At 63.3% G+C, this 24,653-nt stretch carries 19 protein-coding genes and 2 tRNA genes; 1 reads left to right on the plus strand and 20 read right to left on the minus strand.

The window, feature by feature from the left end; genetic code table 11:
• Positions 1-15 precede the first annotated feature (15 nt).
• Entirely contained in the window at positions 16-2,025 is a 2,010-nt protein-coding gene (locus F4Y38_14775) for a hypothetical protein (protein ID MXY50547.1), read from the minus strand.
• A gap of 90 nt (positions 2,026-2,115) precedes the next feature.
• Positions 2,116-3,522: a transporter gene (locus F4Y38_14780; GenBank protein MXY50548.1), complete on the minus strand. Its 1,407-nt coding sequence runs from the start codon at positions 3,520-3,522 to the stop codon at positions 2,116-2,118.
• 84 nt (positions 3,523-3,606) lie between these two features.
• Here F4Y38_14780 and F4Y38_14785 point away from each other — a divergent pair, with 84 nt between their 5' ends.
• Entirely contained in the window at positions 3,607-4,404 is a 798-nt protein-coding gene (locus F4Y38_14785) for a sugar phosphate isomerase/epimerase (protein ID MXY50549.1), read from the plus strand.
• Between the two features lie 51 nt (positions 4,405-4,455).
• Here F4Y38_14785 and F4Y38_14790 read toward each other — a convergent pair whose 3' ends face one another.
• The 18 genes from F4Y38_14790 to F4Y38_14875 form a co-directional block, all read right to left on the minus strand.
• The gene (locus F4Y38_14790) at positions 4,456-5,472 is read right to left on the minus strand and encodes a Gfo/Idh/MocA family oxidoreductase (protein MXY50550.1); all 1,017 of its coding nucleotides are present in this window, start codon (positions 5,470-5,472) and stop codon (positions 4,456-4,458) included.
• 29 nt (positions 5,473-5,501) lie between these two features.
• Positions 5,502-6,899 (minus strand): amidohydrolase family protein, encoded by a 1,398-nt coding sequence (locus F4Y38_14795; protein ID MXY50551.1) that lies wholly within the window; start codon positions 6,897-6,899, stop codon positions 5,502-5,504.
• A gap of 39 nt (positions 6,900-6,938) precedes the next feature.
• Entirely contained in the window at positions 6,939-9,923 is a 2,985-nt protein-coding gene (locus F4Y38_14800) for an amidohydrolase family protein (protein MXY50552.1), read from the minus strand.
• 72 nt (positions 9,924-9,995) lie between these two features.
• Positions 9,996-10,211 carry a hypothetical protein gene (locus F4Y38_14805; protein MXY50553.1) on the minus strand — a complete coding sequence of 72 codons (216 nt, stop codon included), beginning with the start codon at positions 10,209-10,211 and terminating at the stop codon, positions 9,996-9,998.
• 21 nt (positions 10,212-10,232) lie between these two features.
• The gene (locus F4Y38_14810; protein MXY50554.1) at positions 10,233-10,526 is read right to left on the minus strand and encodes a hypothetical protein; all 294 of its coding nucleotides are present in this window, start codon (positions 10,524-10,526) and stop codon (positions 10,233-10,235) included.
• Positions 10,527-10,595: 69 nt separating this feature from the next.
• Positions 10,596-11,603 carry a hypothetical protein gene (locus F4Y38_14815; protein ID MXY50555.1) on the minus strand — a complete coding sequence of 336 codons (1,008 nt, stop codon included), beginning with the start codon at positions 11,601-11,603 and terminating at the stop codon, positions 10,596-10,598.
• Positions 11,604-11,611: 8 nt separating this feature from the next.
• Positions 11,612-12,004, minus strand: coding sequence for a hypothetical protein (locus tag F4Y38_14820; GenBank protein ID MXY50556.1), 393 nt, complete (start codon positions 12,002-12,004; stop codon positions 11,612-11,614).
• 52 nt (positions 12,005-12,056) lie between these two features.
• The gene (locus F4Y38_14825; GenBank protein ID MXY50557.1) at positions 12,057-14,264 is read right to left on the minus strand and encodes a TonB-dependent receptor; all 2,208 of its coding nucleotides are present in this window, start codon (positions 14,262-14,264) and stop codon (positions 12,057-12,059) included.
• A gap of 54 nt (positions 14,265-14,318) precedes the next feature.
• Complete coding sequence (locus F4Y38_14830) at positions 14,319-14,948, minus strand: DUF1080 domain-containing protein (GenBank protein ID MXY50558.1); 630 nt, start codon at positions 14,946-14,948, stop codon at positions 14,319-14,321.
• A gap of 50 nt (positions 14,949-14,998) precedes the next feature.
• The gene (locus F4Y38_14835) at positions 14,999-17,053 is read right to left on the minus strand and encodes a PQQ-binding-like beta-propeller repeat protein (GenBank protein ID MXY50559.1); all 2,055 of its coding nucleotides are present in this window, start codon (positions 17,051-17,053) and stop codon (positions 14,999-15,001) included.
• Between the two features lie 220 nt (positions 17,054-17,273).
• Positions 17,274-17,882 carry an HAD family phosphatase gene (locus tag F4Y38_14840; protein MXY50560.1) on the minus strand — a complete coding sequence of 203 codons (609 nt, stop codon included), beginning with the start codon at positions 17,880-17,882 and terminating at the stop codon, positions 17,274-17,276.
• A gap of 3 nt (positions 17,883-17,885) precedes the next feature.
• Positions 17,886-19,643, minus strand: coding sequence for a hypothetical protein (locus F4Y38_14845; GenBank protein ID MXY50561.1), 1,758 nt, complete (start codon positions 19,641-19,643; stop codon positions 17,886-17,888).
• Complete coding sequence (locus F4Y38_14850) at positions 19,640-20,842, minus strand: fumarylacetoacetate hydrolase family protein (GenBank protein ID MXY50562.1); 1,203 nt, start codon at positions 20,840-20,842, stop codon at positions 19,640-19,642. Before F4Y38_14850 ends, F4Y38_14845 begins: the two co-directional genes overlap by 4 nt.
• Positions 20,843-20,985: 143 nt before the next feature.
• Positions 20,986-21,060 (minus strand) — tRNA-Pro (locus F4Y38_14855).
• Between the two features lie 49 nt (positions 21,061-21,109).
• A tRNA-Pro gene (locus F4Y38_14860) sits at positions 21,110-21,183 on the minus strand.
• A gap of 47 nt (positions 21,184-21,230) precedes the next feature.
• Positions 21,231-22,217, minus strand: coding sequence for a phosphotransferase (locus tag F4Y38_14865; protein ID MXY50563.1), 987 nt, complete (start codon positions 22,215-22,217; stop codon positions 21,231-21,233).
• Positions 22,190-23,638 (minus strand): sulfatase-like hydrolase/transferase, encoded by a 1,449-nt coding sequence (locus F4Y38_14870; GenBank protein ID MXY50564.1) that lies wholly within the window; start codon positions 23,636-23,638, stop codon positions 22,190-22,192. The genes F4Y38_14865 and F4Y38_14870 overlap by 28 nt, the downstream gene beginning before the upstream one ends.
• Positions 23,639-23,748: 110 nt before the next feature.
• Positions 23,749-24,648 carry a metallophosphoesterase family protein gene (locus F4Y38_14875; GenBank protein MXY50565.1) on the minus strand — a complete coding sequence of 300 codons (900 nt, stop codon included), beginning with the start codon at positions 24,646-24,648 and terminating at the stop codon, positions 23,749-23,751.
• Positions 24,649-24,653 lie beyond the last annotated feature (5 nt).

Raw genomic sequence — 24,653 nt, forward strand, 5'->3', positions numbered from 1 at the left:
GTCAATTCCCCTTTCTCAGTAGGACTCCCAGCGATGAGGCCGGTCCGGGAACCAGGCCAGGTCTACTCCCATGGCGACCAGCTGCCAGAAGAGATAGGCGAGCAATATGCCAATAAACAACCTGCGGACCTTCTGGTAAAGCGTCGGACCACCGATGCGGAACACGATGGCCTGTACCAGCCAGGCAAGGAAGATCGTCAGGAACGCGTTCCGTACCGGGGCGGACATGACGACCACCATGCCGATGGGATGAAGCGGCCACCACGGAAGGAGAACCCGCCCGGCCAGGAGCACGATCATCATCACGACCCCGCTGCCGAAAAACAGGATTTCGAGGTCACTGATCTGCGTTGCGTTGTTGACCCAGGTCACGATCAGGTCGTAGAACCGGATGCCCCGGTCCGTGCCCAGGTCGGTCCGCAGGTTCTGGGCGCCGAAAGTGTTCCCGGCGTAGATCACGTAGCCGATGGAGGCCACGGCACTCAGGCAGAACGCGACGGCCACACCGGCGAAGAGGTGCCTGGAAGAGATTTCGCTCGCGGAGACTTCGCCCGCGGAAACCCGCCCGGGCGGCAGCGGATCGGCCCCGGCTTGCCGGTGCTGGCGCCACCGGGATTTCAGCCAGGCGACGTGAGACGTGCCGATCATGGTGAAGGTGCGCCAGTTTCGCGCGAACCCGTTGGCCATGCCCAGGGCCGTGAGGTCGCCGCGGCCGATCTGCGCGGATCCCACGATGGCGATGGAGAACTGATGGCTGTTGATGGGCAGGTCGAGCGTCACCACGCCCGTTTCCGCCACGACGCGGGCCAGGGCGATGTAGAAGATGAAGAGCAGGCTGATGAACAGCGCCATGATCGGAAGGGACATCCCGGCGGCGTACAGCCAGCAGATGATGAAGAGCAGGCCGAGCAGGAAGCCGAAGACGGCCGTGCGGTAGGAGAACAGCTCTTCCGCGTCGTCCAGTTCGTCTCGCCGTCCCAGGGCGTGGCGCCATACGGCCCGGAGGTGCCGGCGGGCCATCCATAGGCCAAAGAGGACGAAGGTAACCAGGCCGGCAATGGACTGAATACCGGCCAGGCCGCCGTGAATGATGGTGCCGGAGGTGGATCCTACGCCGAGCAGGTTGAGCGATCCCTCCTGGAGCACGTAGAAGACGAGAAAGAGCCACATGCTGAGCAACACGTCCCGGTTGACGAAGATCAGCAGGCAGAAGACGAACACGTTCATCCGGAAGATGAGCCCGGGAAAGGCGGGATCGAGGGAAAGTACCCGGGAGTGTTCGGCCATGATCGGGACCGGAGGCCATACGCCCCAGAAAGAAACGACATTCCAGATCATGACCAGGGACATGGCCGCGGCACCGGCCTGGATCCAGCGGTTGCCGCTCTGCCCTCTGCCGCCGCCCAGGGAAATCAGGTGCAGGCCCACTTCGCCCAGCGGGAACTGGAGCCGTTCGTGTTCGACCCACTGCTTGCGAAGCATGACGACGATGCACGCACCGACGAAAAGCAGGATCAGGATGAAGGAACCCCACCAGAAAAGGGGAGACAGCCACGCGCCCCAGGGAATCGACTGGCCGGACTGGAGTCCCTCGTAGAAAACCCGCGCCGCCGCGCGGTCGCTGAGGACCAGCCATTCGGGCAGATAGGGAAAGAAGATGGTCTCCCAGCTGTTTTCCGGCGAGGCGAAGTAGAACGGCGCGGTGATCACGACGAGCAGGTATTTCGTCATGGCCTGGTCAGGCACCGTGGAAGCGATCCATCCCATGGCGAAAACCATAATCATTTCGAAGAACGAGAGCGCCGACGCGGGACGGATCCAAGCGACCAGGGCATTGGGCAGCAGCACGCAGAAGAGGAAGGGAACGAGGAACACCGGGGGAAGGTGGGTCGCCGCCGGTTCGTAGCCGATCTGGTTGGCGGAGTATTCCCCCGTGAAGCCGATGAATACCGAAAGCGCGGCACCGATGAGGACGGCCCGGAAGGCACGGAAGCGCTGGAGGAAGACCGGTGCGATCAATGTCATCTCACGGTCGGAGGGACGGACTCGGTCCGCGCGGTCGAGCGAGAACGGTCAGGCGCAGGCCGTCACGTGCAGGATGGCAGGTGCGGGCCGTCAGGTCCACACGGTCAGCCCCATGACGAGGTATACGACACCGGTCAGCACGGCGGCGACCAAAGCATAGGGGATCTGGGTCCTGACGTGATCGATATGATCCGATGCCGCGCCGGTCGAAGCGAGAATCGAGGTATCGGAGAGTGGAGAGCAGTGGTCGCCGAAGACCCCGCCGCCGGCCACGGCCGCGATGGTCGCGTATACGATGTCGGTCAATGCGTCCCCGGAATAAACCAGGGCCACGGGCACCGCGATCGGCAGCATGATGGCGAATGTGCCCCAGGAAGTGCCGGTGGAAAAGGCCATCACGGCCGCCAGCAGGTAGGTGGCCAGGGGGAGCATGGACGGGGTGAGGAAATCCCTAGAAATAGAGACCATGTAGTCGGCCGTGCCCATGTCTCTGCTCAACTGGTTGATCGTGTAGGCGAAAACCAGGATCATGATGGCCGGCATGATCCCCTTGATGCCCGTCATCGCCGTGTCCATGATGTCGTTCAGCCGAATGCCCTGGATGCGGATCGATATGCCAAGGAAGATGACGACGGCGAGATAGGCCTCCAGCGTCTTCGCGGATCCCGTGAGCACAAAGGAACCCAGTACGATGACGATGATCAGGATGACGGGCAGGATGAAGTTCAGGAACAGGCGGGGTTTTATGTCCGGGAACATGGGGGTCTCGGTCAGTTCCCGTCCGATGAGCGGGACCGCGCCGTCTCTCAGTACCTTGCCTTCGTCCATGGCCCGGCGTTCCGCTTTCTTCATGGGGCCGAACTCCGGGACCAGTCCGGCGGCGATCAGTCCGACGAGGATGACTGCCGTGATGGCGTAAATATTGTAGGGAATGGAGTGAATGAAGGCGTTCAGCGCATCGCCGGCATCGGCGATGGGTCCCATGCCGATGGTGAGTCCCGAGATGTAGATCGCCCAGCCCGTGAAGGGCAGGAGGACGATGACCGGGGCGGAGGTGGAGTCGGCGATATAGGCCAGTTTCTCCCTGGATATCCGCGCCTTGTCGGCCAGGCTCCGCATCGTGGTCCCGACGAAGAGCGGGCTGAAATAGTCGCTGAAGAATACGAACATGCCCAGCATCCACGTCCAGAGCTGTACGCCTTTGCGCGACAACTTCCGGTACGCCACGAACTGGGTGAAAGCCTCGATGGCGCCGGTCCGCATGAAGAAGGCGATCATGATCCCGATGCAGATCTCAAGCATGAATACCCAGGAGAAACTGGTATTCCCGATCGCGTCGATCATCAACTGCGAAAACCCCAGGGGCCCCTGGCCCGCGATCAGGACGCCCACCAGGCAGGCCACCGCCAGGGAATACACGGCGTTCCGGGTCAGGAAGGCCAGTACGATGGCAAGGGCCGGCGGCACGATGGAGAGGATACCGAGGTCGGTTTCCATGGGGATCTCCGGATTGGGATTGGATCGGATCTCAACTAAGAAACATCTATCAGGCGCTTCGGGCAACTACCTATATTGTGATTCATGAATCATCTCGGTTTTATGCTGATCGATCCGCCGTCCGGATGGGGCGGAAGTGTAGACGAAACCTTCCGTTACATACGTTCCATTGGATATGACGGCGTGGAATTGAACCTTACCCCGGAACTGGCCGGCCTGCTGGATCAGGTCGAGGACGCCGCCCGCGCGAATGAACTGCCGGTCGTATCGCTGCTCACGGGTGCGGCGTACGGGGAGGGACTCTGTCTCAGCGTCCCGGACGCGTCCATCCGCGACCGAACGGTCGAGCGCCTGGTGGATAACATGGAGACCGCAAATCGGTTCGGCGCCATCCTGGTGGTGGGCCTGTTGCAGGGCCTGCGCTCCGACGAACCGGATCCGGCGGTCGCCCAGGCGCGTATCGTTTCCTGTCTGCGACGGGTGGGGCGGGAAGCCGAGGGCAGGGGGGTCGAAATCGTGATCGAACCGGTAAACCACCTCCAGGTGGGATTCAACAACAGCGTCGGGGAAGTGCTGCGCCTGATCCGGGACACCGGATCCACCGCCTTCCATCCCATGGTCGACACCATCCACATGAATATCGAGGAGACCTCCCTCATACAGCCGATCCACGACTGCGGCGCCCGTCTCAGGCACGTTCATCTCTGCGAGAGCCACGGCGGACTGCCGGGTACCGGCCGCATCGACTTCGCGGCCGTCCTCGATGCCCTGGAAGACGTCGGGTATCCCCATTTCGCTTCGGTGAAGGTCTACAGGAAGGTCGGGTTGCGCGATGCGGCGGAGCAAAGCATGGCCTTTTTCAGGGAACTGAAGCCGGGCTAGCGCGCCGCGACGACTTTGGCCGTCGCGGCGACTCGCGGTCGCCGCGATGACTCACGGCCATTCAGGTTTTTGCGGCCGGCCGGTGCGGACGGACTCGAGCCCGGCCTCGCAGACGGCCACGACGCGGGCGCCCATGCGGGCGGGAATCGGGTTTTCGATGCGCCCGTCGAGCGTATCCAGGAAGTCGATGACGGAACGGCCCCAGCCGTGACCGCCCACGGCGGCCTCGTCGGAGACATTGGGCAGCGACACGGGTTCCTCCCCTCTACGATACAGCTTGCCGTTCCAGAGCGTCCCTGCGGTGCCGTATACGGCCAGCATGCCGCCTCCCATGCCGTGTCCCGAGCAGCCGCTGGACACAAAGACTTTGCCCATCACCCCGTTCTCGAACTTCAGCATGAGGATATAGCAGTCGTCCGCGGGAAACTCGGGCACGCTCATCTTGCTACTGTAGGCGAAGACCTCTACGACCGGCGAGTCTACCGTGGACAGGATGTTGTCGATGGGATGGCAGCCGCCTCCCAGCAGGATGTTCTGCGGATTACGGTCGTCAATCCGCCAGGGAGTATGCCTGCGCTCGCCGGGATGGTAGATGGACCACATGTCGTGGATGTAGTCGCCCTGGATGAAGAAGATCTCGCCGATTTCGCCCGATCGGGCGGCGCGGGACATCTCCTGCCAGGGATACATGTACCGGCTGGTATGATCCGTCATCACGGTCAGGCCCTTCCGATCGGCGGCGTCCATGATGCGCCGGGCGTCGGCCATGGTCGTGGCCAGCGGTTTTTCCACCAGGGTATGGGCGCCGTGTTCCAGGGCCTGGACGGTCTGGTCGGCGTGCAGGTGGTCCGGTCCGGCCACGGCGACGATGTCCGGTCGCACATCGGCGATCAGCGATCCGAGGTCGTCGCCCGTCACCGCATCGGGGTAGCGCGTCCTGGCCGCCGCGAGCTGCTCCCCGGACGGATCGAAGAGGGCGGCCACCCGAGTGCGCCCGCTTCGCTCGGCCACCTGGGCCACGTACATTCCCGCGCCGCCGCAACCGCTCAGGAGTATGGAATAGGTCATGTCATGGTGCTGGATTCAGCGACCGGATCTCACTTCACCTGCTCCAGCCGGGTCCTGTATTTATCGTATAGATCGGTATGCTTGCTGCTGATATCGACCGGCCGTCCCTGGATGAAGGCATGTTCCACCTGTGTCATGATTTCGAGCGGGTCTCCACTGGTCACGATCAGCGTGGCGTCCTTGCCCGTCTCCAGGGAGCCGAGCCGGTCCTCCACCCCGAGGATACGCGCGGGGTAAAGGGTGACGGACTTGAGCGCCTCTTCCTTCGGGAGGCCGTAGGCCGCCGCGGTGGCCGCGTGATACGGGAGGTTCCTGACGTTTGAGGCGCCACCGCCCTCGCCGATACAGAAGGCCAGGCCGGCCTCATGCAGCTTCAGGGCGTTGGTAAACGGCGCGTCGTAGGCCTCCCAACGACGGGCGGGCAGGTAATGCACGGAACCGATGATTACGGGGATATCGTTCTCCTTCAAACGGTCCGCCACACGCCAGACGTCGGCGCCGCCGACAAGGACGATCCTGAGGTCCTCGGCAAGGGCCCAGTCGAGGGCGGCGTGGATCTGCTTCTCTTCAGAGGCGTGTATAAAGACGGGCATTTCCTTTTTGAGCACCGGGATCATGGACTCCCAGCCGAGGTCCGAGGGATGAAAAGGCCCGCCACCGCGCTCGGCCGCCTTCGCAATCATGTACGCCCTGGCATCCCGGAAGGCGTCGCGAAGCCGGGTAAGGGCAGCTCTGCGATCCTTGATCTGATCATCCCGGCTGCCCAGGCCGGGAAAGTCGCGAACACGGTAGGATGGCCATCGAACGTGAAGCCCCACTGTCGCGACAAGGGTCATTTCCTCGGTGGTCCAGCCATCCATCGCGATCAGCCCGGAAAGACCGGAGATCAATCCCCCGCCCGGCATGGTCAGGGCGGTCAGGATCCCGTTGGCCCGGGCGACCGGGAAGTATTCACTGTCGGGATTCACGGCGGTCACCGCACGGACGCTAGGGGTCACGTTCCCGGTTTCGATATTGTCATGGGTCGCCCACACCGAGCCGATCTCGGTGAGGCCAAGGGTCGTCGGTGCGGCGATCAAGCCGGGATACACGTGTTTTCCCGTAACATCGATCACCAGGGTGTTGTCGGGCAGGACCAGATCCGTCCCGATGCCGGAAATGACGCCGGACTCGAAAAGCACCGTGGCGCCCTCGATGACGCCGCCACTCACCGTATGGACCGTTCCGCCGGCCAGCGCGATGGGTTGTTCCTGCGGGCCGGCGGGCTTCTGTTTGGAAGCCGCCGCTTCGTGAACCAGGGGACCGTAAGCGAGTTCCGATATAAGCAAAAGAAAAATCAATGAAACCGCGGTTCGCTTCCACCACGTACCGGCGGCGGTTTTCGCCGACGGGTCCGTCCCCAGTGATACACGGGGTAATGCCACCATTTCCAGCCTCCATTCGCCGGGATACCGGCTTGTACGTGCCTACGCCTCCGGCGCCTGTTCTTCGGTCTCGGACTCGTCTGCTTCCGGTGATCTGAGCAGTTTCTGAATCAGCCGGGTCCGTTCTTTTTCGACTTCGATCCGCATCTGCCGGTCCTCTTCGATATCGAAGTACCTCCTTCCGTCGATCCACGTCTGTTCGCACTTCGTATAAGTGGACAGGGGATGGCCGTTCCAGATCACGAAGTCGGCGTCCTTGCCCGGCTCGAGCGATCCGACCCAGGGATCGACGGCCAGTTGGATCGCCGCGTTCAATGTGACGAACTTCAGGGCTTCCACCTCGTCCACCCCGCCGTACTTCACCGCCTTGGCGGCTTCCGTGTTCAAACGCCGGGCGAGTTCGTTGCTGTCGGAGTTGAAGGTGACCAGCACGCCCGCGTCGTGCATCAACGCCCCGTTATGGGGAATGGCGTCGTAGGCTTCCACTTTGAAGGCCCACCAGTCGCTGAAAGCGGATGCGCCTGCGCCGTGGGCGGCTAACTCCGGCGCGACCTTGTATCCCTCCAGCACGTGCTGGAAGGTACCGATCGTGAACCCGAATTCATCGGCCACCCGGAGGAGCATCAGGATCTCGTCCTGCCGATAGGAGTGGCAGTGGACGAGGCGCTCACCGGTGAGGACTTCCTGCAGCGTTTCCAGTTCGAGATCCCGGCGGGGCGGCACGACGTCGGACTTGTCCGCCAGCGCCTCGTATCTGTCCCACGCCTGATGGTATTCCCGGGCTGCCCGGAACCGGTCGCGGATGATCTGCTCGACCCCCATGCGGCTCTGTGGGTAGCGGTCGCTGAGGATGCGCCAGTTGCTGCGCTTGACGTTTTCGCCCAGGGCGAACTTGATCCCCGCCTTGGCCTCTGTGAACTTGAGCGCCTCGGGACCGCCGCCCCACCTCAGCTTGATGATCTGGTTCTTCCCTCCGATGGGGTTGGCCGAACCGTGCAGCACATTGGCCACCGTGAGTCCTCCGGCCAGTTCCCGGTACATGGCGATATCGTGGCTGTCGATGACGTCGCCGATGCCCACCTCGGCGGTCACGGCCTGCGTTCCTTCGTTAATACCCTCCAGGATAGCCGTGTGCGAATGGGCGTCGATGATACCGGGCGTGACGTGCTTGCCGGTCCCGTCGATCACCACGGCGTTTTCCGGTGCGGTGATGCCCGTGCCGACTTCCGCGATCTTTCCTTCGCGGATCAACACATCCGCGTTCTCCAGCCTGCCCCGCTCGTCCAGCGTCCACACCGTGGCGTTCCGGACGACGAGATGTTCCGTTTGTACTGGTACGCTTTCCCTGCCGAAGGCGCCCGGAGGGTACAGCGCCGGAGGTTCAGCCACATCGGCCGGCGCGGGTACGTCCTTCGTTTCCGCTTCCCGCGGTGCGGTGCGTTCGGCCGACCAGACCACACTTTCGCCGCCGGGGCGGATCCCCCGGCCGGTAATCCGGTCTCCCTGGATCGAACCCGAGAAACGCCATACGCCGGTTTCTCCCAGCGTCTCGTCCTCCACGCTGAATGCGAGACGCGCGTCTTCCAACGCCATGCTGACCGCCCTCATGGAGTTCCCGTCCTTGTCCAGGGTCCCTTTCGGCGCCCCCGGTGTGCCTTCGATGGACAGCGACAGGCTGTCGCCCTCCAGCACGACCACCCACGCGCCCCGGGGATCGGTGACCGGCCGTGGGGTGACCACGTGGCGGTTGCCCGCGACCCAGACGTCCTGCACGTTCACGTTCTCCGCGAAGAGGGGGCTGTCGGTAATGGTCATGTTGGCCAGCTTACCGGGATCCAGGGTTCCGAGGCGGCTACTCAGTCCGAGCATGGACGCGGGCGTCGTGGTCAACGCGGCCAGCGCCGCTTCATATTCCAAACCGTGCTCGATCGCCTCACGCACCCTTTCGTGGAATTCGGCGCCCTTGTCCAGCCTCGTACTGCTCAGTGCGATGGGGATTCCGGCCCGTTGCAGCCTTCCGGGGTTCCCGGGCGCCAGTTCCCAGTGCCGCAGTGCTGCCAGGGTGACGTCCAGGGCGTCTTCCGGCGTGGAGACGGAGAGATCGTCCGACCGGGGAAAATCGAGGGGCAGGATGACAGGCGCACCCGCTTCGCGGACTGCGTCCAGCATGCGGTATTCATGGCCGCTGCCCCGCACGAGGAGCCGCAATCCGAATTCATCGGCCAGGCGGACGGCGCGCAGGAAGGCGTGGTCGTCATCGACACTCACTAGCACGGCCTGGTCGCGGGCGGCCACCCTGTCCAGCGCCGCCAGCGCGTCGTTGTCCTCCGGACGGTCCTGGCGGGGATTCGCGGCGTAGGCCGCGTGAGCATCCCGGTACCACTGCGCGTCGAGGATCGTCTGCCGCATGAGGGCCACGACGCCCATCATGGAGGCCGGATAGGTGCGGTTCCGGTTCCGTTCCATGCGCAGGTGCTGAAAGACGTCGCGCTTCAGAATGTTCTCATTGGGGGATCCGGATCCCAGGTTGACGACCGCGCTGCTGCCCGCGAACACGCCGCGGTCGGCCACGACCATGGCCGCCGCGAATCCGGTTTTCCTTAACCGTTCTATCTCAGACTCGCTGACGCGGTACGCTTCGGCGGCGGAACGCTCCGGACGGACGGTGGGGTTCCAGTGGGCGGACCCCGAGGACGGACCCCCTTCCTCTTCCGGCAGTCCGGCCTGCGTGAACATCTCGATCAAACCGGGATAAATCGTCTGGCCGGAGTAGTCCCACCGCTGGGCATCCGGCGGAATGATGACGGAGGCCCCCGCCTCGACGATCAGCCCGTCCCGGATGACCACGACCCCCTCTTCGATCACGAGATCGGGGCGGACGTATATCCGGGCGTTTTCAAGGGCGTGTACCCGCGAAGGGTTTTCCCGCAGACCCGCCTGCGGCGCCGTCTGCTGGGCTTCCGCGGCGAGGTTGACGATTCCGGCCAGCAGCGCGGCCGGGACCAGTTTCCAACCGATTTTAAACATGGTTCACCTCCTGAAGCCACGGAATTTACCGTAATTGAAACCGATTGTTACACCTTTACTTACATGAATTTCCTACATCAACAGTTCAATGACTTCATCCACCGCCTGGCCGATCCGATCGGCGAGTCCGCTTTCGTCGATCCGGCCGATGGGATGATCGATTTCGACGATCGGATAGTCGCCGCGTCCGAGCTGCTCCGCCAGTACCCGGGCGGTGTGCGTGAAATTGGTCGTACACAGCAGTACGGACGGTAGTTCGAGGTGCTCCAGGATGAGGGCATCGTGCATGCTGCACGCGCTGCAGGAGCCTCAGTCGCCGACGCCCACGAGGGCGAAATGGCAGCGCCGCACGATGAGACCGGTCATCTCGTCGGACAGCACGCGGCTGGCGCTTTCCTTGGTGAATTCGAGCGATTCCACGGGATGGTCCAGGCGTTTGCTCAACCGCTCGAAGACGCCGCGCAGGATGACATCGGAATTGGGCTTTCCGTTGCCCACCAGCGCGGCTGCGGTGTGCCCGGGACCGAGCGGACGACGGGCCGGCCGAAGGACCGCTTCTGCGGCTGCGGCCGTGGACGTGGGATCGACGAGAGTTATGGGCATATTCCATGCTCCGTGAGCCTGTGGGGTGACGACGGATCGGCGGCGTGCATTGCGGTCGTTATACGGTCGTTACGATCGGGAGACCAGGCGCGTCACAGGCCTCGACCCGACTCCCCTTCCGGCTCCCAGCCAGGAGGGGATGATGGCGGAATGTCCGCCCGCCGAGCCTCCCGCGAAGACGATCCAAATCCCTTCCCGGTCCGGCGTCAGCGTGATGCGTTCATCGGGTTCCAGGTCGTCGTGCCGGCCCGTTGCGTGGATTTCGCGTCCCGCGGCCGCCGTACGTTCGAACAGCGCGTCCCGGATCGTATCGCGCGTCCACCCGGCCCGGCCGAAGACCGACCGGTGTTCCGGGCAGATGACGAAAACCATGGCGGCGCCGGCGTAGTTGGTCGTGCGGGCGACGCGCGCGAACGAGTCGATCAGGCCGTCAGGCACGTCGTTCACGTGGTCGGCCACGGAATGGGGGGCTTCAGCGGCAAATACCGTTACGGCGCCGCGGTCCGTGGGAACACCCAATTCCTCGCCCAGGGTCGGCCAGCCGGGGCAACGCGCTTCCGGCAGGCAGTACGCGATGCGTCCAGCATGGGATACCGTCGCCCGGTCCAGGTCCCCGGGCACGCTGCCGATACCGTTCCGGATCACCAGGTTCAGGGCCCTGCCCAGCGTCAGATTGGACCGGTTGCCCGCGCCGAGCACCGCCGTCTCCGCATTGAAACCCAGCGCTGTCACGACAGGACCGTGAACGATAACCAGCGGCGCGGCTCCTCCCGTGCTGGCCGAGGGGCCGACGATGTTGAATGCCGGGTCCAGGACGGCTTCCACTGCGGCCAGTACCACGGGGAGTAGCGCGTCTGTGCAACCGGCCATCACCGCGTTGGCCGCGACCCGTTCCGCCGTGACGGTTCGCTTTCGTTCGGGCACCCGCCCGATTACCCGGCCGGGCTCGAGTCCGTTTGCGTCCAGCATCCGGTCGATGCGATCGCGGGTGGGCGGTACGACGGGCAGGCCGTCCGACCAGCCCCGGTCATAGGCGTACCCGATAGCATCGATTTCTGACTCGACCTGGTGGGACATCGGGACCGCTACTTGCCGTAGTAGTTTTCGAGATAGGTCAGGATGGTGTCTTCGGTCTTGCTATCGAATGTCTTCAGGCCCTTCTCATCCTGCATCCACCGGATGGCGTCCAGCCACTCCTCGCGGTTCGCCCGGTACGAGCGGATGATCTGGGTCGGATGGCACTGCGCGCATTCCCTTTCCACGACGGGGTAGCCGTCGCCCATGATCAGCCGGGTCCGGTGATTCAGTTCCAATCCGGTCCGGGGATCGAACATGGCCACGGGCTTGGCCGCCTCGGCCTGTGCATTGGCCAGTGCGACTTTCGATCGCTCCGCTTCGTAGTAGATCACGCCGATCACGAGGGCATCGAGGACGATCACGAAGGCGATCTGGCCAAGGACGCGCATAAACCTATTCATGTGCGGACTCCTGTGTCTTCATTGGGAACGGCTCATCCGGCCCGGCGGGATGTCATCTCGAACCCGCACCGATGGGAAGGCCGAGTCCCACGTACCACGTCCGGTCCGCGGCCGGTTCGAAGAAGCGGTCCCCGAAGGCGTTGGGGACGATGGAACCATTATAACGCGTATTGAACAGGTTGTTGACTCCGGCGAACAGGACGCCGCCGACCATTTCTCCAGTATAGGTGATTCCCGTGCGCACATCAACGAGGCCGTAGCCGTCGTTGACGAAGTCGGATTCGGGCTTTCCGCTCCCCGGAGCGGGCCCGTTGAAGTCGTTGGCAAAGTACTCCGCCGTCCATTGCGCATTCAACTCCACGAACGCGCCATTGTCCGGATGGGTGTAGGTGAATCCGGCGAACAGGTGGTGGGGCGGCACGCCGGGCACTTCGTTGTCCGACAACTGGAAGCGCGAGGCGCTTCCATCGACCTCCCGCTCGACTTCGAAGTCGTCGAACCTGAATTTCATGCCTGTATAGGCCAACGCCAGGTTGACCGCGGGCAGGGGAGACCAGGTCAGCTTAAGTTCGATGCCCCGGTTCCGCGTTTTGCCCGCATTGCGGAAGAAGACCTCGTCCGTCTCCGGATTGTCGATCTGGAAAGGCACGAGCATATTGCGTATGCCGAAGGTGAAGAGGGCCGCGTCATAGGCCAACCCGGCATCGGGCAGGAATCCCTTGATACCTGCCTCGAAGCCGCGGATTCGTTCGGGCTCGAGATCCGGGTTGAAACCGCCGGCCTGCGTGGGCTGGTTGCTCAGTTCCGTGGTGGTCGGCGTCTGGAAGGCGGTGGAGAAATTGCCGTATACCGCCGTGAGCGGAGCAGGCCGGAAGGCCACGCCCAGGTGGGGACTGAACTGCGCCATGTTCCGCGTTCCCGAATCGTCGGTCCGGTCATTCAGGAACCGGTCCGTCGCCTCGTACCGGAACCGGTCGTACCGCCCGCCCAAGGTGACCGAAACATCGGTAACGGGTGACCACTCCAGCTCCACGAAGGGGCCGATTCCATCCACGCCTTCCTCCTGGTCCAGCCGTTTGTCGCCGCGCGAGATTTCGTCGAAGACGCGGGCGTCGTCCAGCGAGCCCACGAGGTCTCCCGGAATGCCGCCATTGCCGTATTCACGCCGTTCGTCGCGCTGCATCTCCAGGTCTACTCCGGCCGTCATCCGGTATCCACCGTTTCCGATCCCGCCCTCGCGGCTGTACACGCCCCGGATTCCCCCGGCCTTGCGGTCCAGGTCGATGATCCGGCCCGGTATGGGGTTGAACAGCGTGCGTCCCATGCCAAAGACCGTGATCTCACCCTCGGTTCCGGGTGTCTCGTAACGAAGGGACAGACCGCCCTGGACCTGTCTGACTTTCTTGGACGCGCCCTGGCGCTGGACGAAGGCCCTCGCGCTGGCGGGGTCCGATTCGGCCGTGGCCTTGTCGAGAGAGCTCGGGTTGTACTGGTACGGGGCGTTATAGTAATTGGCCACGGCCGTGACGGTCCAGGTATCGTCGATCTTCCGTTTCCCGATCGAATTAATGCCAGTCGAACGTGCGAAGGCATGGTCGCGGAACCCGTCGAACCAGAGCGTATTGAAATTCACCAGAAACCGGCTGCTGCCCGCGGTGCCGGCCGCCTTGCCCTGCATGCGCCGCAGGCCGTGGGAACCGGTCATGAAACGGGGGGTGACTTCGAGAGGCCGGTGCGAGGCCTCTTCGGTGCGGATCTGGATGACGCCGCCTGCCGCGTTGCCGTAAAGCGACGAACTCGGACCGCGCAGTACTTCAATCTGACCCGCCGAGGTGAGATCGAGATTGTTGAGCTGGGACTGGCCGTCGGCCATGGTCAGCGGTATGCCGTCCAGCACCAGCTTCACCCCGCGCACGCCGAAGGACGCCCGGCTGCCCAGGCCGCGGATGCTGATCCGGTCGCCCTGGGACACGTTGTTCCGGTTGTTTACGATGATGCCCGGAAGTCCACGGACGCTCTCCTCCAGGGACAGCCCGGGTTCGGCGAGCTGGATCTCGTCCCGGTCCACCCGGTCCACGGCATAGGGTATGTCGAGGATCTCCCGGATGTAGCGGGTAGCGGTGACTTCAATGGGTTGGAGGACGTGATCTACGGCAACTTCGGTGGTGTCCGGAGTCGACTGCGGCCAGGTGTGGGCGGGGAGCGGATGCAGAAACAGATGCAGAAAAAGGGCGCCGCAGGCTGGGAGAATCGTTTTCATCGAGTACCGAGTCGATGTGGCGGGGCGGACAACGGGTCCGCCCCGCGGTGTTCACTAATCCAATGAACGAATCTTGACGTTCTTGAAACGAATTTTGCCCTGGCCGAAGGCCTGCAGCACGACGACGCCGCTGTAATGGGAGGCATTCTGGATATTTACGGCCTCTTCCCCGTTCAGCGTAACCGTGATGTCACGTCCGTCGGCGGTGATGACCATGGTATTCCACTGGCCTTCGGTCTTCGGCGGCGGTTCGTACTTGGCCAGCGCCACGATGCTGCCGGTGGTGTAGCCCGAGCCGTGGGTATCCGCGATATTGATCTCGTAGAAGGAGTACTGGTTCACTCCCGCCCCGGTATCGCGCGGTCCGCGCACGAAGACACCGCTGTTGTGACCGGCGTCCTGGTTGAACTGCACGCTCAACTCGAAATTCGTGAACTCGTCGTAGGTGCCGATGTAACCGGGTCCCCGGCCCGTCACCTCACCGGTGAGCATGCCGTCTTCGACCGCCCACGTGGCGTTGCCGCCGCGGTGGGTCCAGCCCAGGAGGGTCTGGCCGTCGAACAGCAGTTTCCAGCCCGCCTCCTGCTCCGCTTCGGTCAGCACATTGTCCTGCGCGGCCGCCGTGCCCTGCATGCAGGCCGCGATCAGGGCGGCGGCCGCCAGGCTCCAGATGTAGCGTTTCATTGCGAATCTCCTGTTTTAGTCGCCAACTGCGGCGATCCCGGTCCTGCCGGTTATTCGCCTTCTTCGGCTTCGGGTTCCGGACCCAGCTTCAATGCGATCAGTTCGGCGGGATGGCCACCGGCGCCAACCGTCATGATGAGGTACTGCACGTCATTGTGCATGTAGGTCATGGGCATGCCGCTCTGGGCCGCCGGCAGTTCGATCGACGCGACGACTTCGCCCGTCGCCTTGTCGTAGGCGTGAAGATAAGGATCTCCCCCGAAGCCCTCGCCGGCGAAGAGCAGCGTGCTCGTCACCAGGGAACCGATCCGGGTGGCCTTGCCGGTACGGGGCAGATCGACGCCCGCCAGCTCAGGCAAGTCCTTGATGGCCTGCGGCGTATCGCCGTTCGGCGCCATCCAGACGTGATCGCCCGTGTTCATGTCGACCGCGGTGATCCGTCCCCAGGGCGGCCTGACCAGCGGGATCTGGCCGAAGACCCGCGGCGCTCTCAGACCGGCCGAGAAGTAGTCCATGTCGGACTCCTCGGGATCCGGCGCCCGCAACGCCAGCTTCGATATGCTGGTGTTGGAGGGTATGAAATTGACGCCGGTGACCGGGTCGAGGCAGGTCATGTTCCAGTTGACCCCGCCGTTCGCGCCCGGGATCTGGATCGTGCCGATGGTACCGTCCGGCGCCTCCGCGAGCGAAGGCGGCTGGTAAAGCGGTCCGTACCGGTGGTTGGCCATCAGGTTGATTGCCTCCTGGCGCACCGCCGGTGTGAAGTCCACCAGGTCGTCCTGGCTGATGCCCTGGTGTTCCCACGGGGCGGGCTTCACGGGAATCGGCTGCGTGGGCGAAGCCCGGTCGCCCGGAACGTCCGACGCGGGGACGTCCGTCTCGGGCATGTCCCAGATCGGTTCGCCGGTTACCCGGTCGAAGACGTAGGAATAGCCCTGTTTGGTGTTCTGGATCACGATCTTGCGCGGCTCGCCGTCGATCGTCACGTCGGCCAGGATCGGCGCGGCGGGATTGTCATAGTCCCAGATATCGTGATGGACGATCTGGAAATGCCAGATCTTCTCGCCCGTCGTGTAATCCACGGCCACCAGGCTGTTCGCGTACAGGTTGTCACCCAGGCGATGCCCGCCGTAATAGTCGTTCGTCGGCGCCTCTACGGGCAGATAGGCATAGCCCAGTTCGGTGTCGGCGGAGATGGAGGTCCATACGCCGGCGTTACCGGTATAGGATCTCGAATTCTGCTCCCAGGTCTCCGCGCCTTCTTCTCCCTCGTCCGGAATGACCTTGAACTTCCAGAGGATCGCGCCGGAACGGGCGTCGTAGGCCACGACGTCTCCCGGCGAGTTGGTCATCGATCGGGGCCGGAATCCCGCGGCGAGGGCCGGCGGAACGAGGATGATGTCCCCCACAACCGTCGCGGGAGACGTGTTGGCCAGGTTGCCGACGGGCGTGACGTTTTCGGCATTACGCCAGCCTTCCATCATGTCGACCACGCCGTTATTGCCGAATTCGGCCACCGGGATGCCTGTTTGGGCGTCGAGGGCTACCAGGTAGAAGCCCCGGGTGATCAGGATGACCCGGTTGTCGCCCTGCCCATCGGTCCAGAACGAGACGCCGCGGCCCGAATTTCGCCGCGGAGCCGTCGCCCAGCGTTCTTCGTCCTCCACCGGGCGGTAGGTCCACATCGTCTCGCCGGTTTCAGGCTCGATGGCCATGGCGCTGCGCCGCGTACCCGCCGTGGAATAAAGCATGCCCCCCACGTAGATGGGTACCGGCTGGGCATAGTATTCGGGACGTGGGCCGAAGTTGTCCTGCTTCCATCGCCAGGCTACCTCAAGGCGGTCCACGTTATCCGCGTTGATCTGGTCCAGCGGGGAATACCGCGTATAGGCCAGGTCGCGGCCCAGCATGCGCCATTCGCTGTCAGGCTGCTCCACCGGGATAATCTTGCCCGGCGCCCTTTGTGCCGCGGGTTCGCAGGATGCTAATACCGTGATCGCCATGGCCAGCGCGATCACCGGCGGCGTCCATCGAAACAAGGGGGAAAATCTACTCATCACACGCTGCCTCCGTTGATGCAGGTTGATTGGTGCTACGAATCGCATGTACAAAATCGTTTAGACACAGAGAAGTCACGGACCGGCGTAGGGATTCAAGCCCGTATTCCCTGTATACAAGACAGGCGATCTGATATTGAAAAGTTTTGCAAATATTTGGCCAATGTAGTGTCTCGCTTTTTTGATGTAAAGCCCTTTATGGCAGGAGCCGCATTGCCGCGACTTCATGATGGGCGGGATCGCAGGGTCGAGGGTGCAAGCTGGACATTCAAACCGGCAGGCCGTGGAGCTCCAGGGCGCGTTTCAGGCGTCCGATCGTCGTGTAGTGATGTCCACCCATGCCCAATTCGGCCGCGGCGTTTACGTTTTCGGCCCTGTCGTCGATAAAGAACGCCTCGTCCGCCTTGATGCCGAGCAGCTCGAGGGCCGTGTTGAAGATCCCAGGTTGCGGTTTTACCAATCCGATCGACGAGGAATTCACGACGTGGTCGAATGCCGGGCCGATGCCCAGCCGCTTGAGATCGGAGTCAAGTTTGGTCGTGGCATTCGTGATGAGCACCAGGCTCGCACTGTCGCGACATCGCAGCAGCAGATCCAACACATCGGTATCGATCTCGCCCGGCGAACGGGACCACAACCGCACCGCTTCCCGGCCGTCCGCAGTCGGATACCGAAGCCGGAGCCGTTCAGCCACCTCCGACCGCCAGCTTTCATCGTCGATCTGCCCCGTCGTGGCGTGGAGCAACAGATCAGGTTCGAATGCCGTATTGGGTAGGGCACCAGGCGGGAGCCCCGCGGTGGATTCCGCCTGGTGCATGATCCCGGGATCCCACCTGCGGACTACGCCGTCCAGGTCGGTCAGCACCGCCTTGACCATGGTTTAGTTCCTGCGTGGCCAGGGCGTCTCGGTTGGACCGAGATGCGGTTCGCCCAGCACGGGGGAGGACAGGCAGTAGAAGCCGTGATTGGTGAACAGCCAGACCAGGTTGCGGTCGTATTCGACGTATATGCCGTGGGTCAGGTTGCCCAGGGCATATTCCGGGGTGCGGGACGGGTCGAATTTCGGTACGAAGTAAGCGGTAATCTTCGGATCGGTGAGGTCGGAGACATCGAACACCTGCACGCCGGCGTTGTAGAAGGCATAGAGGAGGATGTCCTCCTTCGGCGTGCCGGGTTGGGTATAATAGCCGCTTCTTTTCGGCCCGAAACTTCCGCGCCGCTGGACGAAATCCGTGAACGGCGCATCCGCGGGCGGCGCCGGCCTGGGCAGCGTACCGAGCAGTCCGGGATTATCGGGATCACTCACGTCGATCATGAAGATGTCCTTGTAGGGCTCCCAGCCGTCTTCGTTCAGCGGATAACCGGAGAAGTAGACCACGCCGGTCTTTTCCACCTGGGTCACGTTGATATAGTCCCCTTCCGTGCCCGCTACGCTGGGCGGGAAGTTGAGATGCCCCAGCGCCTTGATTTCGGTCGGGTCCGAGATGTCCAGCACGTAGAACCCCAGGCCGCCCATGGCGGCATAACCGTACCTCCCGCCTTCCTCCACGGGCCTGGCCATGAAGATCGACATGCGCGCGCCGAACCAGGAGGTCCGGTTCCCCGCGCGGGGATTGGCCCGGTAGGCGGCCTCGTCATCGGGATCGCCCAGCTTCTGGCCCGGCACGTTGAACTGGCTGAGAAACACGGGATCGGCCGGGTCGGTCATGTCCCACGCCTGGTAGCCGGCCGAGTACAGGTCGCTCGGGTATTCCGTAAGCGCGTATTCCTCGCTGGGCGCCGCGGCGACGAACATGTACTCTCCGCCGTGCCAGGCCGGGATGTCCCGGACGCCGGAGCCCTGTTGCTGTCCGATCGGCGCGTCGGGGTGCTCGTAGTCTGTGGTTCGTTCAGCGATCAATGTCCAGTCATCCGGCAGGGGCCCGTTCATCTCGTATACCCTGAACCCCTTGAGATGATTGGCGTGGCGTATCGCCATCACCTTGTCCGGTTCCGCGCGCTTGTCGCTCAGTACGCCGAAGCGCCGGATCTCGAAGGCCTGCACCATGATGTACTTGCCCAGATCCTCGTTCCACTGGATGGACGCGGCGCCGAACATGTCGCCTTCGTCATAGGGATTGACCTCCTCGCCGGGCCCTTCACCGGTCCACGTACTGCCCTTCTCGTGGACGACCCGCAAGTCCTTCGGATCGGTGATATCGTAGATTTTCAGGGCGCGCCGCACGTACTGGTACATGTACCTTCGGCCGTCGAAGTCCACGATGTTCTGCCAGGTATGGAAGGGTTCGACCGTAATCGGGTAGTAAGCCTCTACGGTCATGGCCTTCGCGTACTCGTTCGTATCCCAGTAGTCCAGCTGACCTTCGAAGGGTCTAGACTCATGCTGATGGGGCGTGACCGCGGGGTAGACGAACCGCCCGGTTTCCGGGTCCATTCCGTAGCTCGCGGGATCGGGTTCGGGGGGCGTACGATCCTCCGCCAGCGCGTCGGCGCGGAGGACGTATTCGTCCGTTATGGCGGTCTGGGGCGGGGATTCGACTACCGGGGCAGCATCGCCCTCCGCAGCATCGCCCTCCGGTGAAGATCCGCAGCCAGCGGCGATCGCTCCGCTCAAAAGCGCGGCAACAAGGGTCTTCATGGCTTGGCTTCCATGGGTGTGACGAGCCGGCCGATGCCCTCGATCTCCATTTCCACCACGTCGCCCGGTTGGAGGTATTCGGGCGGATTCTGGGCGCGGCCCACGCCGTCCGGCGTGCCCGTGGCGATCACGTCGCCCGGATAGAGGGTCTGGACGGAGGTCAGGTACCGGATCATGTGCGCTACATCGTAGATCATGTAGCTGGTGTTGCTGTCCTGCTTGATGACGCCGTTGACCCAGGTCTTAATTTCGAGATCGTCATGCTGGATGAACTCCTTGGGCACGATGTAGGGCCCGAAGGGGGCGGCGCGGTCGCTGCTCTTGCCATTGAACCAGTTCGGACCGGGGAACATGCGGTTGATCGGCTTCAGTCCTGAGCCGCCCCTGCGGCTGACGTCGAACACGATGCTGTAGCCGAAGACATAGTCGTGGGCATTTTCGAGGGTCAGGTCCAGGGCCGGCCTGCCGATGATGATGGCCAGTTCGACTTCCCAGTCGATGTTCACGTCCTTCGGCACGTAGTAGGGTTCGCCCGGATCGATGATGGTGGATCTTGGCGACTTGGCGAAGAAATAGGGTTCTTCGGCGTCCACGTCCACTTCAACGGCGGTGAAACCCGCGCCTCCGATGGCCGATTCCTCCATCTCGTCCGCGTGGGCCCGGTAGTTTGCCGCGGCCGCCAGCAGGTTGTAGGGATACTTGATCGGCGCCTTGAAGGAGACGTTCATCGGATCGAAAACGAAGGGCAGGTCCGGGTTCGACAGGCGGTTTTCCGCGCCCATGTAGTTCGCGATCGTGTACATGCGGTTGGCAACGGCGTCGTACTGCTCGATCAGTGCGCGCATTTCCTTGGGAACGGATACCACGGGCAATCCAAGCTGCCGGGTGACGTAGGCGTTCGCCTCGTGCAGGTCCATCAGCCTTTCCTGGCCCGCCTGGTCCGTCTGGTCAGCCTGGCTCGCCTGGTCGGTCTGGCCCGACTGAACCGCCATGCCGATGCGGATCGTTCCCGTGGCCTCGAAGGTGGCGAGTTTGAAGGGGGTATCCGGCTGGTCCGAGACCTGGGACCGGACCGTGCCCGGTGTGATCATCCATAGCGCGGCGCCAATGAATAGGACGACGGCCGGCAGAACGCGTATCCGGTACGACATGGCGGTATCCTCCTTGATGACCGGTCGATCAGGGCGCGTTCGTATCATCGGGACGAGACAGCGCGCCAGATCGCGGTACTACGTAATCGGCGACCTGCCGGAGCATCCGGCGGTGAAGTCGCGGGGTAACGGGGTACGGAAGCGAAAAGGTAGGATGGCTGTGCTGAATTTCTATTGTTTGAGAAATCGGATCGGGGCGGGGAGATTTGAACTCCCGACCTCCTGCTCCCGAAGCAGGCGCGCTGACCGGGCTGCGCTACGCCCCGATATATGACCGATCTAGGGGCAAGGGCCCGGTGGGCTGCCTTGCCGGAATCGGGGCGACTGGATTTGAACCAGCGACCACCAGCCCCCCATGCTGGTGCGCTACCTGACTGCGCTACGCCCCGAAAACTTCGGCGTATAATGTATGCCGAGGAGGGGTTTCGGGCAAGGGTTATTTTGGCGACTGACGCGTGGCCCGGCACGATCCCATACGGCTGCGCGCCTGCTCGACGAACCAGTGATGATCGGCGCGAATCAGGGATACGTCCCGTTCGTCCGTGGCGAGAAAGTCGAGTTTGTTCACCACGCGAAACGCCGTGTAGAAATCCCACCAGGGCAGGCATCCGGAATCCACGGGATTCAGGGATTCGTAGTGGCGGGTGAAGGTATCCATGATTTCGGCGCCGAAGAGCATCAGGATCTCGAACCGGGCGTTCGATACGTCGAAGAGCGGGTCCCCTCGCCGGGTGTCCTCCCAATCGATGACCGCCGTGAGATGTCCATCCCGCCAGAGGGTGTTCCCCGGCCAGTAGTCGCCGTGCAGGACGACCGGCGTATTGTTGCGGGGAAGCGGCCAGCACGGCGCGAGCAGCGCGAGGAGTTCGCGTTCGCCCGCGGTAATGCCGGGAGCATCCGGCGGCCTCCCGACTGCCGAAGCGCAGTCATCCTCCACCCGCAGAAGAAAGGAAAGATCCCGGCCGGCCGTATCCATCCTGTGGATCCTGGCCAGTTCACGGGCCATCTGCATCACATACTCCGCCGGATCGCCGGGCTTCAGATCGGTAACGCCTTCCGCATATTCCAGCACCAGGGAGGGCGTGGGGAAAAGAGGATCCCTCGCGTCCAGGTAGACCGGGGCGGGCGTGGCCAGCCCCGCGGCGTGGGTCAGTTGCAGCACGCGGAACTCGTCCGCGGCCACGTTCGGGTTCTGCTGGAGGTCCACCTCGCCGTGCAGCCGGTGAATGAGCTTTCTCGACGTACCTACCCAGGTTTCGAGTTCCAGGACGGTCACATCGGCCGAGTAGCCGCCGGGCAGGCTGCGATGGCGCTTCAGCTTGGCGTGCGGATCGAATCGATGGACGAGCTTCTCGAACCGGTTGTATTCGTCGACGTTTTCCACGGAAGGTTTTCCTATTCCCCGGGATAGTCTATGGCCCATTTGCCCTTGAGGTTCCCGCTGCCGCCCGCCTTGCTCCAGAGAGCGGCCACGTCTTCCGGAGCGTGGTGTTCCGCCAGGTGGGCCAGGAATAGGGCATGCAGGTCATCCAGGACAGCCTCGTTGCCGTCGGCGATGTTCTGCTGGGCCAGACGGTCCTTCTGCAGGTCGTAGAGCTCGGGTCGTCCGTCTGCTCCGACGGGTGCGTAGCCCCAACGATCGGTAACGAGAAAGGGCGTCGTGGCGCGCCTCGCCAGGCCTTCTGACGGGTCCGCCAGGTGGCAGCCGCTTACCGCATACTCGCGGTGGGTGGCCCGGCCTTCCAGCACCGCCCCGGCAAAGGACAAACCATCGAAAGATTTCGGCGGGTCCACTGTGACGCCGGCCAGGTCGCAGAGACTCGGGAACAGGTCGATCGTCTGCGTAATCAGGGGAAGTTGTGCCCCGCGGGGCACGCCGCCACCGGCCAGCATCAGCATGACGTGGCCGATCTCCGGGTAGATGGGCCAGAACCTTCCGTCGTCCTCCTGGATGTTGGACTTGCCGGTCCGATCGTGTTCGCCGATGGACATGCCGTGGTCCGACATGACGGTCACGATGGTATCGTCCCAGAGACCCAGGTCGTCGATCTTCTGCAGGACCTGGCCGATATGGCGGTCCACCAGTTCCGTCTCCGCGGCGTAATGGGCCCACAGGTTATGCAGTTCCTCCGGCGTATAGGCCGAGGACGGTCCGTAGTTCGGATGCAGCATGGGCGGTCCCGTGTAATCGGGGTCGTAGCGCCGCACCATATATTCCGGCGGATCCCAGGGTTCGTGGGGATCGAAGAAATCCACCCACAGGAAGAACGGGCCGGATTCCGCGTTTTCCTCGAGCCATCGAACGGCGGTCTGCGCGGTCTGCGCGGAGAAGACGTCGGATTCATACCGGTAGTAATGGTTGATCCAGCGGTGCTGATTGACGAGTGCATGGCCCCGATAGCGCGGGTGACCGCGGGTTTTGTCGTCCTGGACGACGCGTTCTATGGGGTCGTTGAGGTGGAGCAGCGGTCTGTCGCCCTCCTGGCCCCGGTTCTGGTACGCCGCGTCGAAGCCATCGGTGAAACGGGCCTTGAACAGGTGGGGACAGTCGCAGATCAACTGCGTGGCGTAACCCTGTTCGCCGAGCATCCTGCCCGCGTGGTTGGGCCCGCTCAGGTCGATGGGCTGCCAGCCGTAATGGGGCCATCCGGTGACCCCCGTCGCGAAATCGGTACGATGGGGGATCGTGGGAAAGCTACCCATGTGGGCTTTTGTGATCTCCGTCGCCCGTTCCGCGGCGAAACGGTCCAACTCCGGCGTTCGCACGGACCGCTCCGCCCGGTTTCCCAGGTTGTCGTGGCGGAAGGTATCCGTGATGAGTACGACGATGTTCTTGGGCATCATGGTCCTTTCGTTACAGTGCGATCGTGTGTACGAAGGAATCGTCTTTCGACCCGCCGGCGACCCGCCGATGCCGGCCGGCAGCCAACGCGCTCAGCCGTCGACTAACGCGTTCAACCGTCGATCTTGCAGTCTTCCAGGTAACGGTCCACCGACGCCTTCAGCGGTATCTCACCGCTCATCACCCGGTCTTCGTATTCGCGGTACCAACCCGGAATCAGGGACCGGGCCTCGCGGAACTCGGCGAGGATGAGCCTTGCGAAGTCTCCGCTGTCCTCCAGATAGCCGGATTCGTAAAAGCGCGTGATCGCCCGCTCGCGGTCGTAGTCGAGCCGGATGATCTCCGCCTTCCACGCACCGGCCTCGAACGTCATCTGGGCGTAGGCCGCGCGGGGGTCCTGGTCGAAAGGCGCGCCCACCGCGCCCACGTTGACGACCAGGGCATCGTCCACGGTCCGGATCAGGGGCCGGTGGGTGTGTCCCACCACCAGCACCTTCGGCGCCGGAGCGATTTTCTCGCGCAGCGATGCTTCGGTATCATCGGGGAAGATCCCTTTGCGGTCTCCCAGCATGGATGCGTGCACCATGCGGAGTTCATTCCCTGCCTCATCGGTCATTGACCACTGAAAGGGCAGCGCTTCGAGGCGTGCGACCAGCCTGTCCGGGCTTTCCGGGCGACTCGTGCTGTCGGGGCCGGCCTGTCCAGTCTGACCGGCCAGTTGATCGTACGTCCACTTCGCATGCCGGATGATCTCGAATTCGGGCCCGCGGTCGGGCAGGCTACCCCTTCCGAACTTCAGCACGTACCGCTCGTGGTTCCCGTAAATCATGCCCCAGTCTTCCGCCAGGGCACGGGTCACAACGCGTTCGGTGCACTCACGTGGCTTCGGTCCCCGGTTGATTATGTCGCCCGCGCACAGTACCCGGTCGGGTCGCCAGCGGTCGATATGGTCCAGGACGGTTTCCAGCGCGTCCAGGTTGCTGTGCACATCGGCGAAAACGGCGATCTTCATGATGA

The organism is Gemmatimonadota bacterium (assembly GCA_009838645.1).
Lineage (GTDB): Bacteria > JAAXHH01 > JAAXHH01 > JAAXHH01 > JAAXHH01 > JAAXHH01.